The organism is Chitinophaga niastensis, assembly GCF_003014755.1.
Taxonomy (GTDB): domain Bacteria; phylum Bacteroidota; class Bacteroidia; order Chitinophagales; family Chitinophagaceae; genus Chitinophaga; species Chitinophaga niastensis.
In genome coordinates this window covers 1,454,039-1,474,059 of sequence record NZ_PYAW01000001.1, presented here as the reverse complement: position 1 = coordinate 1,474,059, position 20,021 = coordinate 1,454,039, and the positions used below count along the sequence as shown (strand labels likewise).

At 42.2% G+C, this 20,021-nt stretch carries 12 protein-coding genes; 9 read left to right on the top strand and 3 right to left on the bottom strand.

Annotated features, from left to right (window positions below; genetic code table 11):
• Nucleotides 1-50: 50 nt before the first annotated feature.
• Complete coding sequence (locus CLV51_RS06195) at nt 51-800, top strand: DUF4184 family protein (RefSeq protein WP_106527109.1); 750 nt, start codon at nt 51-53, stop codon at nt 798-800.
• On the opposite strand, the gene CLV51_RS06190 is transcribed toward CLV51_RS06195, so the two are convergent.
• Complete coding sequence (locus CLV51_RS06190; RefSeq protein ID WP_106527108.1) at nt 776-1,450, bottom strand: SMI1/KNR4 family protein; 675 nt, start codon at nt 1,448-1,450, stop codon at nt 776-778. The genes CLV51_RS06195 and CLV51_RS06190 overlap by 25 nt on opposite strands.
• A 36-nt stretch (nt 1,451-1,486) precedes the next feature.
• On the opposite strand from CLV51_RS06190, the gene CLV51_RS06185 reads away from it, so the two are divergent.
• Nucleotides 1,487-2,020: a DUF1697 domain-containing protein gene (locus CLV51_RS06185; RefSeq protein ID WP_106527107.1), complete on the top strand. Its 534-nt coding sequence runs from the start codon at nt 1,487-1,489 to the stop codon at nt 2,018-2,020.
• A gap of 100 nt (nt 2,021-2,120) precedes the next feature.
• Here the strand turns inward: CLV51_RS06185 and CLV51_RS06180 are convergent, their stop codons facing one another.
• Nucleotides 2,121-2,429, bottom strand: a complete 309-nt coding sequence (locus CLV51_RS06180) for a hypothetical protein (protein WP_106527106.1) — start codon at nt 2,427-2,429, stop codon at nt 2,121-2,123.
• A 132-nt stretch (nt 2,430-2,561) separates the two neighbouring features.
• Here CLV51_RS06180 and CLV51_RS06175 point away from each other — a divergent pair, with 132 nt between their 5' ends.
• The 7 genes from CLV51_RS06175 to CLV51_RS06145 all read left to right on the top strand — a co-directional run bounded on the left by CLV51_RS06175 (nt 2,562) and on the right by CLV51_RS06145 (nt 17,217).
• Nucleotides 2,562-6,620, top strand: a complete 4,059-nt coding sequence (locus tag CLV51_RS06175; protein WP_245898634.1) for a hybrid sensor histidine kinase/response regulator — start codon at nt 2,562-2,564, stop codon at nt 6,618-6,620.
• A 224-nt stretch (nt 6,621-6,844) separates the two neighbouring features.
• Complete coding sequence (locus tag CLV51_RS06170; RefSeq protein WP_106527104.1) at nt 6,845-9,964, top strand: SusC/RagA family TonB-linked outer membrane protein; 3,120 nt, start codon at nt 6,845-6,847, stop codon at nt 9,962-9,964.
• A gap of 18 nt (nt 9,965-9,982) precedes the next feature.
• The gene (locus CLV51_RS06165; RefSeq protein WP_106527103.1) at nt 9,983-11,656 is read left to right on the top strand and encodes a RagB/SusD family nutrient uptake outer membrane protein; all 1,674 of its coding nucleotides are present in this window, start codon (nt 9,983-9,985) and stop codon (nt 11,654-11,656) included.
• 77 nt (nt 11,657-11,733) lie between these two features.
• On the top strand, nt 11,734-13,230 hold the full coding sequence (locus tag CLV51_RS06160) for a glycoside hydrolase (RefSeq protein WP_106527102.1): 1,497 nt from the start codon (nt 11,734-11,736) through the stop codon (nt 13,228-13,230).
• 11 nt (nt 13,231-13,241) lie between these two features.
• Complete coding sequence (locus CLV51_RS06155; protein ID WP_106527101.1) at nt 13,242-15,068, top strand: glycoside hydrolase family 35 protein; 1,827 nt, start codon at nt 13,242-13,244, stop codon at nt 15,066-15,068.
• A gap of 270 nt (nt 15,069-15,338) precedes the next feature.
• Nucleotides 15,339-15,938: a hypothetical protein gene (locus CLV51_RS06150; protein WP_106527100.1), complete on the top strand. Its 600-nt coding sequence runs from the start codon at nt 15,339-15,341 to the stop codon at nt 15,936-15,938.
• A 256-nt stretch (nt 15,939-16,194) separates the two neighbouring features.
• Nucleotides 16,195-17,217, top strand: coding sequence for a PDDEXK nuclease domain-containing protein (locus CLV51_RS06145; protein ID WP_245898633.1), 1,023 nt, complete (start codon nt 16,195-16,197; stop codon nt 17,215-17,217).
• Between the two features lie 79 nt (nt 17,218-17,296).
• Here CLV51_RS06145 and CLV51_RS06140 read toward each other — a convergent pair whose 3' ends face one another.
• A complete protein-coding gene (locus CLV51_RS06140; protein WP_211301940.1) occupies nt 17,297-20,020 on the bottom strand; it encodes a TonB-dependent receptor in 2,724 nt (907 codons plus the stop codon).
• Nucleotide 20,021 lies beyond the last annotated feature (1 nt).

Sequence of the window (20,021 nt, the reverse complement as noted above, 5' to 3'; positions counted from 1 at the left end):
TTTATTGATTATAAATAAATTAAATTAGATTTATACTCAATTCTGAGGAGATGCCATTTACGATTTCACATGCAGCGATAGTAGTTCCATTTACTTACCTACCCCGTAAATACCTTTCTGCCACTGGTTTAATCATTGGTAGTATGGTACCGGATTTTCTATATTTTACCTTACTGGACCCTTATTTCAACGCGGGACATTTATGGTGGGGTATTTTCGTATATGATATACCGTTATCCCTGCTATTAGCTTTTTTATATCACAATGTAGTGAGGCAAGCCCTGATTGCCTACTCACCAAAGTGGATATCCGGCAGGTTACGTTTGTTTGGCAACTTCAACTGGAATACTTATTTCCGTCAGCATTACCTAGTGGTCATCTCTTCCGTCATTATCGGTGTACTTTCCCATTTATTCCTGGATGCATTTACGCATGGGGAAGGAGTTTTTGTGGAGCTATTACCAGCATTACAGGGGGATGTAACGGTATTGCATCACCAAATGAAAATGTGGTACCTGATGCAATATATCAGCTCTATAGTGGGGTTGCCCTTATTATTATATTTCTTCCTGAAAATACCAATGACCAAAAAAGTGAGCCGTATGGTCACGCAGCAAAAAGCCGGGTTCTGGCTATTGGTAGTGGTAGCAAGTATCATGATATTACTGGGCAATGAATACCTGCATCATATCAACTGTAAAGGCCTGGATTACCTGGCGGTTGCTATGGGTGGCCTGTTTTATGGATTGATAGTGGTAGTGTTGTGGTATTACCGCTATTCATCACGATCTACGCGATAGCACCATTCCAAATGTAAGGTACTCATGACGGCTTTGTATTTCCCTTCGTCGTTAGTACCCACGTAAAGACCATTAACAGCCCCATCCTCCGCGGTTGTAAGCACAATAATATCCAGGTAATCATTGGTGAAAAATCTTAACAATTGATTGGATATCCCTTGCTGCTCCTGCCAGTTTTTTGTTACCAGCTGAATAACGGCGGGTGTCAGATCCTCCTCCAGGTCCGTGAATGCGGTATAGGTAAGTCCGCCTAAAGCACCGTTCCACCAGGCCATAGACAATAAAAAATGCTCCGTGGTATATGAATCTACAAACCATTCACTGCGTTGGCTATCATAGGTACCATATACAGCAGGGTTATCTGCAGATAAATCTTCCTTCGCAATTCCCCATAACACAACAGCCTGATTTTCTTCATAAAAAACAAGGTGTTCATCTTCCGAAAATCCTACTTCCGCTAAAGATGTTAAACGGTTAAAGGTATCATTCACCGCTTTGTTCTTTCCCAGCGAAAGATAGTAGTGTCGTAATGCTGCCGGCAGGCGGATTTGCAAACGATTTTCCAATGCTGCTATTTCAGCTTCTGAATATCCGAGGTTTGCATCTTCAGATAAGTTGTATAATTTGCTGATGATTTGCTGATAGTACATGATCTGACAAACTTACAAAGTAAAGTTGAAAACAACATGGCCAAATACATTGCATTTTTAAGAGCTATTAATGTAGGTGGTAACAGGATCGTAAAAATGGAAAGTTTACGGCAGCTACTAACCGAAGCCGGATTAAAAAACGTAAGCACCTACATACAAAGTGGGAATGTAATATTTGAATCCGGCAGTACCAATACTACTGCACTCACCGAAAAGATAGAAAAACTCCTGCATAAAACTTATGGATTTGAAGTGCCCACTATTATAAGATCGGTAGCAGAAATGCAAACGGTTATAAAGCAAAACCCTTTCCCCGGCGTTATACCCGACAAAGAAGTACAAATATATGTAGCGTTCCTCGCCAGGGCTGCCGGCCCCGATGCAGCAAAAATTATAGCCTCCCTGCAAACCGAAGCGGAAACACTTCATATTACAGAACGGGAGGTATATTGCCTTGTCAAAAAAAAGCTGGAACTAAAACCACTCGGTGCAATTACGCAGATAGAAAAAAAACTGGGCATCCCCTGTACGGCCAGAAACTGGGCTACAGTGAATAAAGTAACGGAGTAATTACAACACTCCCACCAACTGTTTTAAATGATGCTCCAGGGGTGTCACATAAATATAATAGGCGTTCTATTACGGGAGCTACTGTCATAGTGCTTAATTTCTATTTTCCGCCAACATATTTCGCTGCTTCTTTAGTAAATTTTGCCCACTTATCCTTGTAATCAAAAGATACCTGCACCCATTCCTTCATCGGTCTTTTTTTCCCTGAAGGATCAAAGAGTTGCGCCCCATCTAAACTTAAGGCATCCTGGTGTACATCCCCATTCAACTTAAAAACCATTTCGTTCTGAAAAAAACATATAAAAGCTTTTCCGTTAATTTTAAAACAAGGTGTTCCGAACATCTGACTTTGTTCTGCGTCTTTAATTTTTTGTCCTGTTGATATGTAAAATGATTCTTCGGCTGTCATGCTTCTTTTAGGATTTTAAAAAACTTTATGAAGTTATTAAAATTAGCTGATGCTATTCAAAATAGATTTTCTAAACAAAAATATCGCTCTTTTCAATAGCTTTATAAGCGTTAAAACAAACCTATGCACCATGTGAGGAAAATCTGCGTTACGTTATTGCTGTTGGTGATCATTACAAAAAAACTATCTGCCATCAACTATCCTGTTAAATACCTGGGTATAGAAGACGGCTTGTCTAACAATGCAGTGACCAACGTATATCAGGACTACAAAGGATTTATGTGGTTTGGTACTTACGACGGACTGAACCGGTATGATGGCTATAAATTTAAAATTTACAGGAATAAAATAGGCGACAGCACTTCCCTGATTGACAATGGCATTTACACCATCGCAGGTGATGCGCATCATCAGCTGTGGATAGGAGGACGCAAAGGGGTGAGCATTTTTAATCCTGCCAATGAAAAATTTACAGTTCCCGTTTACCTCCCGGCGAATGGTGGAGCGGCAAAAAAAACAAGTGAAAATATTCATATTATAAAGACAAATGAAGCAGGGGTTATTTTAATAGGCACAGAAAAAAACGGGTTATTGGTATATGAAGGCAATACGCTTACCGGCCGGCAGGTTCCATTAAATAACGCCCGTTCCGGTGTAGCCGGTTATGAAGTTACCGCAGTTGAATTTGACCGGAAAGGGCAGTATGCCTGGGTGTTTGTGCAAAATATGGGGTTGTGCAAATATGATGTCAAAAATAAAACACTCAGCATCATCTGCAGGGATATTGACAGGGGAAACTGTTTAACTGTTGACAACAGCGGTAATATATGGCTGGGTACAGATAATAATATCTTCCGTTACAACACAATTAACCAAACTTTTTCAGGTAGTCAACTCACAGAGAACAGTAAGATAGTAAATCTTTATGTAGATAAAACCGGTGTGATGTGGATTGCTTCAGATGGCAATGGCATCTTCCTGAAATCTACGCCGGATGCGGCGGCCGTACCATTTTCAACAGCAGACAGTAAACAAAAACTAAGCAGCAATGCAGTATATTCTATCTATGAAGACAGAGAAGGCAGAAAATGGATCGGCACTTTGCGCGGTGGCATTAATATAGTAGAATCAAAACAAAATCCATTTGAATTAAATGTTTTCAACAGAAATAATACGGATGGCCCGATCAACAATTTTATTTTTTCTTTTTGTGAAGATACCGGGAAAAATATCTGGATAGGCACAGACGGAAGCGGGCTGAAATACTGGAACCGGGATAACAATACCTACAAAGCATATAAACACGATGCCAATAATAAACACACTATCAGCAGCAATTTCGTTACCTCTATTATCCATGATAATAAAAATGATTTGTGGATCTCTACCTGGTTTGGTGGGGTAAACCGCTTTTCCGCTGCCACACAATCTTTTGAACACTATATTTGTTTTAATCCATATACACAGGCCGCAGAAAATAATGTGTGGATTATTTATGAAGATCAACAACAACAGCTGTGGGCCAGCACTACCAACAACGGCACGTTGTATCGCTTTAACCGGGAACTGAACCGTTTTGATTTATTTGATAGTAGCCTTGTGAATATGCAATGTTTGGCCGAAGACAGGAACGGTGTTTTTTGGGGTGGCAATTATTCTTCTTTAATAAAAATAGACAGGACAAATAAACAACACCAGCGGTTTAATATAGGCTACACCGTACGCTCCATACATGAAGATAAAAAAGGTAACTTTTGGGTAGGTACCGACGGCGGCGGGTTATTGCAACTCGACAGGAAAACAGGCCACTATACCCGGTTTACTACCTCAGCAGGTTTACCCAGCAATTCTATACTACGTATTTTGGAAGATGATAAAGGCGATTTATGGATCAGCACTTTCAACGGATTATCCAGATTTGATCAGGAGAAAAAAAACTTCAGAAATTTTTCTTCTTCAGATGGCTTACAAAGCAATCAGTTTAGTTTCAACGCGGCTTTGCGTTTAAGATCAGGAGAGTTCCTTTTTGGCGGCATTAAAGGATTTAATATTTTTTATCCGGATAGTGTTGATACACAAACAAACATACCACCTGTTTTATTGACGGCTATCAAAATAAATAATATCCCTGTAGAACAACAAGATGCCTATGTATCTAAAAGAACAATGGGAGATGTGCAGGAACTGACGATCCCTTTTGATAAAGCAGCCATTGCATTTGATTTTGTGGCATTGGAATATACCTCTCCTGACCAGATCAATTATGCATATCGTTTACTGGACTGGGATAACAACTGGAACTATGTAGGCGCCGTCAGAACGGCCAACTACACCCACTTACAGGAAGGCACCTATACTTTTGAAATAAAAGCTACCAATGCAGCAGGTAATTGGAGCAACCCTGTCCGGACAGTGAAGGTAATTGTACTGCCGCCATGGTACAGAACCTGGTGGGCCTACCTGTTATATATCTCCAGCACCCTGGTTGCTATTTACCTGTATATCCGTTATAAATCGAGAGAAGAACGATTGAAGTATGAAATAAAACTGGCCCACCTGGAAAATGAAAAAGAGAAGGAACTCAACGAAAAGAAATTATCCTTCTTTACCAATATCTCTCACGAATTCAGGACGCCGCTGACTTTAATTATCAATCCGCTAAAAGAATTAATACAAGGAAAAGATAATCGCGACCTTAGCGTGGTATACCGCAATGCCAGACGGCTATTGAGCCTTGTTGACCAGCTGCTGCTTTTCCGCAAGGCAGACAGAGACGGCGATAAACTTAAAATTTCCAGGATCGATATTGTGGAACTATGCTATGAAGTATACCAGTGTTTCTCCCAACAAGCCAAAACAAAAAATATAAACTACCTCTTCCCCGGGCAGCAACAAATCATTGAAATTTACGGCGACAGCGAAAAGATTGAAATCGCGGTGTTCAACCTGTTATCCAACGCATTTAAGTTTACCCCGGAAGGTGGCACCATTATTTTTGATGTACAGGAAAAAGAAAAACTGGTATCCATCACTATCAAAGACAGTGGCTGTGGTATTGAAGACAGCGTAGGCAACAAGATATTTGAAAAATTCCAACAGGCACACGTAAAGCAGGAGTCGCTCCAAACCGGTTTTGGCATCGGTTTATATCTTGTGAAACATTTTATTGAAAGTCACCATGGAACAATTTCTTACGAAAGCCATGTGAATGAAGGCACTACTTTTCTTATCCACCTGATGAAAGGGAAAGCTCATTTTTCAGGCGCCCATTTTGTAGAGAACACCGGTTATAAATCGGCCATCCTGGAAGAGCTGGCCGAAGAAACAACTTTATCATCTCCCGAAAATATACCCGCTACACAAGTAATCCCGATAACAGCCGGGACAACCATCACAGAAAAAAAATCCATTCTGCTCATAGACGATAATGCCGAAATAAGACAATACCTGCAACAACTTTTCAAAGACAAATTCATCGTTTATGAGGCAGACAACGGCACCAACGGCTTTGCCGCCGTGCAAAAATATATGCCGGACCTGGTGATCAGCGACATCCAAATGCAGGGAATGGATGGCGTGGAATTATGTGCCAAAATCAAACAAACAGATACCCTGAGCCATATCCCGGTGATTTTACTCACTGCCTCTTCCTCTTCCGACACCCGGATCAAAGGAATTGAAGGCGGGGCAGATGATTATATTACCAAACCTTTTGAAAAGGACTTCCTGATGGTAAAGGTGGATAACATCATTAAAAACAGGAACCTGCTGCAACAGTACTTTTTTGATCGCATCACCCTCAAAAACAGTAATATCAAGGTGCCGGCAGAGTACCAGGACTTCCTGAAAAAATGTATTGAAATTATTGAAGACAACCTCGAAAATGAAGATTTCTCCATTAAAAAGTTCACCCTGGAAATAGGGATGAGCCATTCCAGTTTATATAAAAAGGTAAAGTCTATCTCCGGACAAACCATTAATTCCTTTATTCGTTCTATTCGTTTGAGGAAGGCAGCCGTTCTTCTCCTGAAGGAAAATTACACCATTACCCAGGCAGCCATGCAGGTAGGCATTGGTGACATTAAGTACTTCCGGGAGCAGTTTTTTAAGTTGTTCGGGATGAATCCATCAGACTATGTGAAGAAATACCGGCATTCGTTTAACCAGGATTTTAATGTAACGGAAGGCTAAGCCGCCAACGATTTATTCCCCCTTTGGGAGATATTGTGTTTTGTTGATCCTTAATAAGTTACCTCCTTCGCGATTTACGATTTTACCCCCTTTTTTAAATGATTTACCCCCTCTGGCATCTCTGCCCCTCATAGTACATTGCGTACAACATGGTGCCGGATGCTTCCTGCCTATGCAACCAGAATCGGATATTCCACTATTCCACTTTTTTAAATTATTGCGTTATGAAAAAATTTCTATCCGGGACGGATCGCGTTATGTATGTCCACGTGCGGAGCCACGCTGTTTTCAACATTCTCCTGTTCCTGATGCTATTGTTATCTGCAACATCCCTATGGGCGCAGCAAGCGGTCATCACAGGAAAGGTAACATCAGAAACAACCGCTATCCCCGGTGTTACGGTGCGGGTAAAAAACAAATCAGCCGGCACCTTAACAGATAACAACGGACGATTTTCCATTGCTGCTGCTAAAGGCGATACATTGCTCTTTAATCATCTTTCGTATAATGCATTGGAGCTGCCTGTAGAAAATCTAACGGCACTGAAAGTATCTCTGGAGCCACTCTCTAAAAATGTGACCGAGGTAGTGGTAGTAGGATATGGCACACAAAAGAAAGCCACACTTACCGGCTCCATTTCTGTTATAAAAGGTGCGGATATTGTAAAAAGTCCGCAGCCCAATTTATCCAACGCCCTTGCCGGGCGCTTTTCCGGCCTTATCGCCAATAACAGGTCCGGCGAACCGGGGTATGATGGCTCCAGCTTCTCTATCCGCGGACTGGCCACCACCGGCAATAATGACGTATTGATAGTGGTGGATGGCGTACCCGGACAAATAGGTGGGCTGGACCGGCTGGACCCCAACGATATCGAAAGTGTGTCTATCCTGAAAGATGCCTCTGCCGCGGTATATGGGAGCAGAGCGGCTAATGGCGTAATGCTGGTAACCACTAAAAGAGGTAAAACCGGTAAACCGGTCATCAATTATAGTTTCAACCAGGGATTTTCTTCCCCTACACGGTTGCCTAAAATGGCCAATGCGGCTACTTATGCAGCCCTTATGAATGAAATTCAATATTATTCCAATCCTGCCGGAGGCCTGAATCAATTCTATACACCGGCACAGATTCAAAAATTCAGCGATGGTTCTGATCCGTTAAATTATCCCAACACCGATTGGCAGGCAGCTACACTAAAGAAAACAGCTACACAAAATCAGCATAGCCTGTCTGTAAATGGTGGCGGCGAAAATGTGAGATACTATGTATCGCTAGGTATGATCAGTCAGGATGGACTGTATAAAAACAGTGCCACCAGCTATCATCAATATAACTTCAGATCTAATATTGATGCAGATGTAACCAAAAGATTAAAGGTGAGTTTGTATGTATCCGGTCGTCAGGAAGACCGCCAATATCCGACCACCGGCGCCGGAAATATTTTCCGCTCCCTCTACCGTGCTTATCCTACGGCACTGGACAGATACCCCAATGGATTACCTACTTCCGGTATTGAAAATAATAACCCAGTGATGCAGGTAACAGATATTGGCGGTACTACCAGGAATCCTACACAGGTGTTCAATGGCATCCTGAAAGGAGTATATGCTATTCCGGGTGTGGAAGGATTATCTGTTGACGGATATTTTTCAGCAGATAAATCCTGGAGCTTTAGTAAAACATTCAATACGCCCTATACCTTATACAACTATGACCCGGCATCTACTTCCTACAAAAAGGTAGTGGTAGGCGGCTCCGGCGGTCTGGCCTCTTTGAGTGAGCAGCAACAGAACCAGGCATTACTGACCTCCAACATCAAACTGAATTACGTTCGTCATATTGGTAATCATAATCTGAATGCCTTTGTCGGTTATGAACAAAGTAAAACGACACAGGATATTTTAGGTGCTTCCAGACTAAATTTCCCGACAGCCCTTACACCAGAATTATCACAGGGAGGATCTGCTGCTACCGATAAAAACAATTCCGGCAGCAGCTACAATTTTACCAGGAAAAGTTATTTCGGAAGAATCGCGTATGACTACATGGAAAAATACCTTGTAGAAGTACAGGCACGCGAAGATGGATCTTCCACCTTTCCAAAAGGCAAACAATACGGCTTCTTCCCTTCTGTATCCGCCGGATGGCGCATCTCCAAAGAAGAATGGTTTAAACCGGTTGCTTTTATCAACGACATGAAACTGCGTGGTTCCTACGGTTCCCTGGGTAACGACAATGTGGGATTATTCCAGTATGCCGACAACTATTCACTTACCAGTCAATACGTAATAGGTGGACAAATTCATCCGGGGCTGGACTTAACCAAACTCGCCAATCCTAATATTACCTGGGAAATCGCTAAGAAAATGGATTTGGGTATGAATATGATTTTCCTGCATCACTTCTCCCTGGAGTTCATTTATTTTGAACAAAAGAGATCCAAAATCCTTACCCAGCGCAATGCCTCCATTCCACAGGTATCTGGTATTGTAAATCCTTATGGATCAGATCCGCTGGTACCGGCTGAAAACATTGGTAAGGTGAACAGCAAAGGGATAGAAGCTGCGCTTGGGTATAATAACAGCACCCACAGCGGGATTCATTACAGCATTGCCGGCAACGTGACCCTCGCAAAAAGTAAAATTATTTTTATTGATGAAGCAGCGGGCACCTTGCCTTATCAGCGTCAAACCGGCGGACCGCTTAATACTTACCTGCTATATAATACGATCGGCATTTTCAGAACAGCAGACGACCTGAACAAACACCCACATTTACCTGGTGCCCAATTAGGAGATCTGATTTATGAAGATTATAACCAGGATGGCAAGATTACCGCGGATGATGCCATCAGAACAAAGTATGGCAACATCCCTGAAATCACGTATGGTGTGGTACTGGGAGCAGATTACAAAGGTTTTGATCTATCTATTGTATTATCAGGCCAAACACATGTGAGCCAGTATGTGCTGCCGGAATCCGGTACCATCGGCAATTTTTACAGCAGCTGGGCAGATAACCGCTGGAGCCCAACCAACACTGGTGGCACCTATCCAAGGGCGGATGACCGTGCCTCCTCTTCCATCAATGGAGGCCTTTACAGCAATAGTTTCTGGCTCAATAATGCTTCTTTCCTGCGATTAAAAAATGTGGAACTGGGCTATAACATTAATGCCAGCTTTATGTCGCGGATGAAAATTGGGGGACTGCGTGTGTACGCCAATGCATTTAATCTTTTCACCATCACCAAAGTAAAAGATTACGATCCGGAAGGCAGCAGTGGCAGCGGACAGTTTTATCCGCAGCAACGTATCATCAATGTTGGTGTAAATGTTAAGTTCTAAACCTGTAAAAACCAAGCAATGAAAACTACAAATATTATATACAGCCTGGCGTTGTTATCTGCTGTGCTGTTATCTTCCTGCAAAAAAAATTACCTGGATGTTGTGCCCACAGATCGCATATTTGGGAATGCTGTGCTGGCTGATTCTTTACTTTTCCAGGATTATGTGATCAACCGTTACCTGAGTATCAAATTACAGGATAAAGAAGGCGAAGGCAGCTCTCCCGGCTTTGGCAGAGGCTTTGAATATGGTTTATGGAGTTCTGTAACAGATGAATCTATCTATAACAATGATGATAATACCTGGTTGATCCAACGCGGGCAATTAGCACCTGAAAATACCGGTATTGCAGGTACTATCTGGGGAAGGAGCTATCGTAGTATCCGTGAATGTAACTATGCACTGAATAATATTGACAGTGTGCAGATGAGTACATCGCTCCATAAAAGGCTCACTGCTGAACTGCGTTTTATCCGTGCCTTCCGGTATCATGACCTGATCCGCAACTACGGTGGCGTGATAATGGTGGGGAATAAAGAATATAACATGAGTGAAAATCTGACAGATCCGGCGGTATTTAAAAGAGCTACCATAAAAGAATCCCTGGATTATACCATAGGAGAACTGGATGCAGCTGCACAGGATCTCCCACTGACCAATGATAACAGCTGGCAAACAGGAAGAGCCACCAAAGGGGCTGCGCTGGCATTAAAGGCCCGTTTATTATTATATGCTGCCAGTCCTTTGTATAATGCAGGTACCTGGCAGGCCGCTGCTGATGCTGCCAAAGCAGTGATGCTATTATCTCAATATTCACTGGCACCTGATTACAGTAAATTATTTCTGAAAGCAGATAATAACGAAATTATTTTTGCGAGACAATTTGCTGTTGGTGCGCGTCATGTGTGCCTGGAAATATCCAATGGCGCCAATGGTTACGGCGGATGGGCGGGCAATACGCCTTTACAGAATATGGTAGATGCCTATGAAATGAATAATGGTAAACTCATTACAGATCCAACTTCCGGATATGATCCGCAAAATCCGTATGTCAACAGAGATGCCCGCTTGTATGCTACTATCCTGTACAATGGTGCTTCTTACAGAGGCAGCACCGTACAAACATTTTCGCCTGGCGGCAAGGATAGTAAAGATGGTCCGTCTAACTGGAATACTTCTAAAACAGGTTATTATCTGCGTAAGTTTATGGATGATAATAATCCGATAGATAATCCCTGGGATATAGCTGGTTTGCAGCCATGGATCTATTTACGTTATGCAGAAGTATTGCTGAATTATGCAGAAGCGCAAAACGAAGCTGCAGGCCCGGATGGCAGTGTATACAGTGCTGTTAACCTTATCAGGCAACGGTCCGGTGTTAATCAGCCTGGATTAACAGCAGGGTTATCACAATCACAAATGCGTGATGCCATTCGCCGGGAACGGCAGGTGGAACTGGCTTTTGAAGAACATCGCTTTTATGATGTACGCAGATGGAAGATTGCAAACGTAACAGAAAATGTACCTGCTTATGGTATCAACGTAACTATTGGCAATGGCGGTGTATTTACATATACCCAAAAGGTAGCGTTAAGTGGCCGGTTATTCAGTGATAAAAACTACTGGTTGCCTATTCCAAGATCAGAAATACAGGCTTCCAATAATCAGTTGTTACAGAATACTGGATATTAATTTTTTCACTGAGGGATTGTTTCACGGCAAAGCGTTTTGCATCTTTACGTGAAACAATCCTTTCTTCTTTTACGCGCATGAAAATTTTACGCTGCTTACTATTACTTTTCTTATGGCTGCAAACCGCTGCAGCACAGGGTTCCGGCAGTGCCCCCATGCGTGTTTCTATCGATATTCACCAAACCGCTCAAACCATCCGCAACTTTGCCGCTTCAGACGCATGGTCCTGTCAGTTTGTTGGCAACTGGCCTGAGCAAAAAAAGAATCAGCTGGCCGATTGGCTGTTTAGCACTGATACTACGGCTAACGGTCAGCCTAAAGGTATTGGGCTATCGATGTGGCGATTTAACATAGGTGCCGGCAGCACCAGACAAGGCGATAGCAGCGGTATCAAAGATGAATGGCGCAGGGCTGCCGACTGGGAAAAACAGGCAGGGCAATTATGGTTTTTACAGGCAGCTAAAAAAAGAGGTGTCCCACAATTCCTTGGATTCCTGAATAGCCCGCCGGTACAGTTCACCAGCAATGGCAAAGCATTTGCGTCAAAAGGACAATGCAATATCAACCCGGATAAATATACTGCAGTAGCAGATTTTTTGAGAGCAGTGATTACCGGTGTACGCAAAATCACTGGCGTTACTTTTAATTATATCAGCCCTGTAAATGAGCCGCAGTGGGACTGGAGCGACGGCGGCCAGGAAGGATGCCCGTATAACAATGAGCAGATCTATGGTCTCACAAAAAAAATAAGTGAAACATTTACAGCTGCCAAACTCCCCACCAAAATACTGATAGCCGAAGCCGGTAAGATAAATTACCTGTATGCTAAAGAAGACAAGCCGGAGAAAGGAATGCAGATAAATGCTTTTTTTGATGTACACAGCCCTACTTACCTGGGGCACCTGCCAGCGGTTTATCATGGTATTGCCGCACATAGTTATTTCACGACTTCTCCTGCTGACACAGCTGTAGCCATACGTAAAAGATTAGCGGCAGCACTGAATGGGCTGGAATTCTGGCAATCAGAATATTGTATATTGGGGGGCAATGAGGGGGAAATAAACGGCGACAAAGTAGATACCGGTATGGATGCAGCCTTATATATGGCCCATGTTATTCATCATGACCTGACTGTGGCCAACGCTGTCGCATGGCAATGGTGGCTGGCAATTTCGCCCTATAATTATAAAGATGGATTAATTTATATCGACAAAAATAAAACAGACGGCAGCTACCAGGACACTAAAATGCTTTGGGTGCTCGGCAATTACAGCCGGTTTGTAAGGCCCGGCGCACAAAGGGTTGCGGTAAAAATTACAGATGGTATGGAGAAGAAAAAAGTATACATATCTGCTTTTAAAAATATCAACCATACATTGAATATAATTATAGTAAACAGTGATCAAACAGCGGTAGATATTAATTTTGATTGTGCTGCACTACAATCCGGCAGCATCCGCAGCTATACAACATCTGCAAAAGAAAGTCTGCAACCTGCTAGTGTTTCTTCTGGCAGGATCAGCATTCCGGCACGTGCAGTAGTAACATTAACAGGCAACATACAGAACAAATAAATCAGTAAATAATGAAAAAAGTAAGTACAACTATTTTAATCCTGCTATTATTTATCCTGCGGGTAAATGGTCAGCAGGGTCATCATACTTTTGAATTAGGGGATTCGGCCTTCCTGCTGGATGGCAAACCATTCCAGATGATTTCCGGGGAAATGCACAGCGCGCGTATACCGCGTGAAAGCTGGCGTGACAGGATGAAGATGGCCAAAGCAATGGGACTGAATACAGTAGGCACTTACATGTTCTGGAATATGCATGAACCGGAAAAAGGACACTATGACTTTTCCGGCAATAACGATATTGCAGCCTTTGTAAAGATAGCACAGGAAGAAGGACTATGGGTAGTACTGCGCCCCAGTCCGTACGCTTGTGCAGAATGGGAATTTGGCGGATATCCTTACTGGCTGCAAAAAGAAGCAGGGCTGGTAGTGCGTAGCAAAGAGCCTAAATACCTTGCAGCGTATCGTAATTATATCAATGCAGTAGGTAAACAATTAGCGCCTTTACAGGTAAATCATGGCGGCAACATCTTAATGGTGCAGATAGAAAATGAATATGGTTCCTATTCCAATGACAAAGATTACCTGGAGGTTAACCGCAAAATGTTTGTAGATGCGGGTTTTGATGGATTACTCTATACCTGCGATCCTGCCGGAGATGTATCTAACGGACATTTACCAGGTTTGTTACCCGCCGTTAACGGCATAGATGATCCTGTGAAAGTGAAGCAACTGATCCGCGACAATCACAACGGCAAAGGACCTTTCTACATTGCAGAGTGGTATCCCGCCTGGTTTGACTCCTGGGGTGCCAAACATCACACGGTACCCTACGAACATTATCTCAAAAAATTAGATGGTGTACTGGCAGCAGGGATCTCTATCAATATGTACATGTTTCATGGTGGCACAACCAGGGGATTTATGAATGGCGCCAACTATGATGATAATAGTGCTTATGAACCACAAATAAGCAGCTATGACTATGATGCGCCGCTGGATGAAGCAGGTAATGCCACGCCAAAGTTTATGAAGTTCAGAGAGGTGATCGGCCGGCATTTACCTGCAGGACAATCGCTGCCTGATGTTCCGGCTAAAAAACCGGTGATCACAATACCGGCAATTAAATTTAGCCAGACAAGCCCTTTATTCAGCCTTTTACCGCTTCCTGTATCCAGCAACACCCCTTTAACATTTGAGGACCTCGGACAGGCTTATGGATGGGTTTTATACCGCACTACGTTAACAGGCGGCAACACTGCCTGGTTACAAATCAAAGATCTGCGCGATTATTGCCTGGTATTTGTAAACGGTAAAAGAGTCGCTATACTGGACAGGAGATTAAAACAAGATAGTGTGCAGATAACGCTCCCTCCGGGCAAAGTGAAACTGGAATTACTGGTAGAAAATCTGGGCCGTGTTAACTTCGGTCCTTATCTGCTGAAAAATAAAAAAGGAATTACTGAAAAGGTGGTATTCAACAACCAGGAATTACATAACTGGCAGCAATACAAATTACCTTTTGATAAACTCCCTGCATTAAAACAAACAACCGCCAGTATCCAAACAGCCAATGCGCCGGTATTGAAAGAAGGTACTTTTGTTTTATCTGCCACCGGAGATACTTATCTGGACATGAGTAACTGGGGAAAAGGCGCCGTATGGATAAATGGTCATCATTTAGGCAGATATTGGGAAATTGGCCCGCAGCAAACCTTGTACGTTCCTGCAGCATGGCTGAAGAAAGGTGTTAATAAAATAGCAGTGCTGGAGTTAATAAAGCCGGCAGCAAATGAAATAAGCGGGCTTGATCACCCGATATTGGATGTATTGAAATAGGAAGGAATTTTATATTTAAGAAAGCCTTGCAAATGTGATGTTTGTAAGGCTTTCCTATTGGTAGAAAAAGCGGCTTATACAGCCATTCAAAATTATCATGTAACCATACAACCCGCGCCGACACAGCATCACACGTAGATGTCATTTTCCTTCTATCTCTTTAACTTATAAAATAATCATTTTACATTTGCCTTACCTATTACTGTAACCTAAAGCATAACAATCTGTCATTATAAGCACAACCCATTTAAAATCCCTAATTCTTTACCGATGAAAAAAATTATTTTGTTGGCCGTCGCATGTTTTGCGGGTCTTGGTTCCTTTTCCCAGAGCTTTATGCACGGCGCGGGTGTTGTAATTTTTGTTGACAAGGCTGCTAATACAGATGCCAACATTATTGGTGGTCTTACTTATTCACCCCGTTTCAATTTTATGGAACAGGAAAACCTGTCTTTATCCATTGGTGTTCCTTTAAGCGTAGGCCTTTCCGGTAGCTATAATAGCCGCTCTGACAATGGTTACTACAGCGAACAAAATACGCTTAAATTTATGTTTGATGCACCATTGATACTCAATCTGAACTTTGGCTGCGGATCTTCAAAAGCTAATGAAAGCCGCTTTGGTTTCTTTGTAGGCGGAGGCTTTGGTTATCATTATGGCACCATGAATGAAACACTGAAAGATGGTTCCGGTTACGATTACACCATTGCTACCACCGGCAGCACCAGCGGCCCTGTAGGTAATCTCGGCGTTCGTATTGGCGTAGGCAAAAATGCACGCAGAAACATTGAGATTAAAACTTCCTACATGAAAGGAATGAACAATAATAAACCCAGTATTTTCAGCTTAGGTACATTGTTTAATTTCTAGTATTATAACAACATAAATATAAAAGCCCTGCAATATAGCATTGCAGGGCTTTTATATTTATAATGATTGAACTCTTCTGAAATTATTTACAGATTCTTTTTTGATAAGATGAATAGGTTTTGTAAATTACTTTAGTGTCTAGATATTACTACATCTACACTTTCCTCAAATCTTTCCCACTCAATTGTGCTCATAGAAAGCGAGCCACTTTCTCCTGAAAAAATAATACATCAACCGCAAATCCAAAATTGAAATAATGAGCAAACCCCTCATGGATAAAGCCTATAAGGATTGGCTTTTAGCGTTAAAAAATAAAGTACAGCAGGCGCAGTTAAAAGCGGCGGCAAGTGTAAATAGTATCCTGATTGAAATATACTGGGATCTGGGTAAAGAAATAACTTCAAGGGAGAAGGATTTTAATTATGGAGAAAATTTTATTGGAAAGGTAGCTGCTGATTTAAAACATGCATTTCCAGAAATAAAAGGGTTTTCCCGCAGAAACCTTTACGCAATAAGGCAATGGTACTTATTCTTCTCAAGTCATGGTGAAGTTGTGCACCAGCCCGTTGCACAACTTCCATGGAGGCACCAACTTCTGCTGATTCAAAAAATTAAGGACTTGAAAATCATACTGTTATACGCCAATGCAACGCATAAAAACAATTGGTCAAGGGATACGTTGGAAGCTAATATTAAAAGCGATTATCATCTACGGGCCGGCAATGCAGATCATAATTTTCACCATACTTTACCAAAGCCATTATCTGATTTAGCCTTAGAAACTATTAAAGATCCTTATCATTTTGATTTCCTTGGTCTGGAAAACGATGCTCAAGAACGTGAAATAGAAAATGTATTAATCAAAAAGATCACAACTTTTATGTTAGAACTTGGAAAAGGATTTGCATTTGTTGGTAGACAATATAAACTGGAAATAAGTGAATCAGATTACTATCTTGACTTGTTATTTTATCATCTGCACTTGCGTTGCTTTGTGGTTGTTGAACTAAAAGCAGGCAAATTTAAACCCGAATATGCAGGTAAACTAAACTTTTATCTCTCCGCTGTAGATACTCAATTGAAACATTCATTAGATAACCCTTCTATAGGCATTCTGCTTTGTCGTTCCAAAGATAAAATAGAAGTAGAATACGCACTCCGTGATGTGAATAAACCTATGGGCATAAGTGCTTTTGAATTATCACAAATCATTCCTGATAATTTGAAAACTCAGCTTCCTACTGTAGAGGAAGTGGAAGATAAATTAATAGATAAGTAACCCCTTAACTACATATTCAGCAAAAGAACAACAACAGCATCCCTAAAAACCCGCATCATAACTGATGCGGGCTTTTAAATTATTTCTTACCCGTTGGTATATTAAATGTTACCCGTGCAAAGTAAAAAGAGCCGAGTGTGCCCATTTGTACAGATGCGTATTTAAAAACATCAAAATAGCTGTTGCCATAAATTTGTTTGTCAGGAAAAACATCGAGTAAATTATTAGCGCCGATAGTAAATACAACTGGTTTAACCGCATAGCTGAAAGACAAGTCTGTTACTACTTTCCCCTTATGTACCTGCACTTCGCCAAAAGGGAAACTGTTGCGTGCCACTTCTCCAAAATATACATTCCTGAGTAACACACTGAACTTTTTGTAGCCATAGGTAAGCGATAAATTTATCTTCACCCTGGGGGTTCCTTCAGTGATCAATACACTATCATTGGGAGAGAAATAAATCTGTTCCTGTCCTTTTAGCTGATCGGGGATATGCAGGTTGCCGGTAATTTTATTCTTGTTATAATTAAATCCCAATGAAGCATTAAAGCTATTATCGCCGGATTTAATGTTATAATCCGCTACCACATCTACTCCCACGGTCCGGGTATCTACGGCATTGCTGAAGAAGCGCGCAGACCGGGCGCCCAACGGATTAATGATCTTTTGTATAGCGTCTACCGGATTGCCATTGGGGTCAAAACCAAAACTACCGGTTAACACAATCCTGTTTTTGATATCCGTCAGGTAACCATCTACAGAAATATTAAAATTCCTGGCAGCTTGTGCAGTAAAGCCCAGGCTATAATTGAGAGATGTTTCCTGCTTTAGTTTAGGAATCCCTAATGCTTTCGCTATTTTACTTTGATTTGTGAAAAAGCCTGACTGGCCCAGGGTGTTATCCGGTAATATGTCTGTACTCACATAGCTGAAATATTGCTGGTGCAGGGAAGGCGCCCTGAAACCATTGCTGACAGCCCCACGTACATTGAATACAGGAGATAATTTATACCGGGTAGCAAATTTACCGCTAAGCGCTGTTCCGAAATCGCTGTAATGTTCCAGTCGCGAAGCCGCGCTGATTAACCATTTCTGCGTAACATCCAATTCTCCGTCTATATAAATACCTGTATTATTCCTGCTTTTATGAATGGCATTCTCAGGTGAAAAACCAGTGAAGGATTGTGAGCCTCCGGCCAATCCGGATGGATTGGAAACAGTACCATCATTGTTGATCACCAGCGCATAATTTTTCCAAGAAGCTTCTTCGCCGGAGCGGATGCGGTAATCATCTACCCTGAACTCACCGCCAAATGCGAGGTTCAAACCAGCAGCGACACCTGCAAAGCGGCGACTAAAATCCAGGTTGGTTGTGTTTTGCAAAAACTCGTGTCCGCCGGCTTTAAAGCTGGTAGGTGAAGCCGCTTTCAGGGAAGCATTTACAGTATGATCCACCTGGTAATCAAAACGGTTATCACCGAGTGCATTGCTCAGATCTGCCTGCCAGTTACCCAGCTTATGTTTCAGGCCAACAGCAATAGAGCGGTCGTGAATACGTGAATCTGTATTGGGCTGATAACCATCCGGATAAATACTGTATACATTTACAGTAGGATCGGAGGGCAAACGACGGAAACCAAAGCCTTCTCCCTGTCTGTAGCTATAACCGCCAAAGGAATAGAACTCGCTCCTGCCGCTATTAAAAGGCAGTGACAAATTAAAAAAGGTAGCGACATTCTTAATTTTTGCGTCCCCTATCTGGAAATTAAAATCATCTCTTTTCAATCCTTTCTGCTTCAACATATCATCATCATATTTCCTGGATGCTGCCGGATCATTGGCGAAGTCGTATGCAAAAAAATTATTGAGGGCAGATTGATCAAAGATGATGAGGTTATTGTTTTGTGCCCGGGTGGTTTTATCTCTGTAATAAGCCTCTCCTGTAAGATTTATATAACCACCCTGTTTACCGATACCTGTACCATAATTCAGATTAAGCTGTCCCAAGCCGCCATCTCCCCTGGATGTAATACCACCGGTAGTAGAAGCAAAGAGCTGATGTGTATTTTGTTTCAGTACAATATTTACCACACCGGCAATAGCATCCGAGCCGTATTGCGCAGAAGCCCCGTCCCGCAATACTTCTATACGTTCAATAGCGGAAGAGGGAATCGCATTTAGGTCGGTACCTACGGAGCCATTACCTACTGTACCCTGGTTATTGACCAGTGAAGTGGTATGTCTGCGTTTACCATTAATTAAAACAAGCAACTGATCAGGTCCCAATCCGCGGATGCTGGCAGGGTCAATATGTTCGCTTCCATCGGAAGACGACTGTCGGTTAGAATTGAACGAAGGCGATACATACTGTAGCAACTGATTAAGGTCGTTCTGCGGTGCCAGCGTTTGTAGCTTTGCAATATTAAAAACATCTACCGGTGCTACCGTATTCAGCCTTGTACGGCCACTGCTGCGTGTGCCCACCATCACTACTTCATTCAGGTTGCGCAACGCCGGTTGCAGGGTAATGTTATAATTGTTTCCCGCATGACGTATTTGCGTATAGGATTCAAAGCCGATGGCGGTAACGGTGAATTGTTTATCCTTATCGGCCAGCTGTAATTCGAATGAGCCGTCATTATCGCTCTTAGTACCATTGCCGGATGCCTGTACAAATATACTGGCAGCGGCTACCGGCTGATTGTTAATATCGGTGATTCTCCCTGTAATGCGCTGACTTTGTGCACCGGCGATGGTGCACATAAGTAAAAAAAACAGGGTAGGGATGAGTTGTTTTATCATT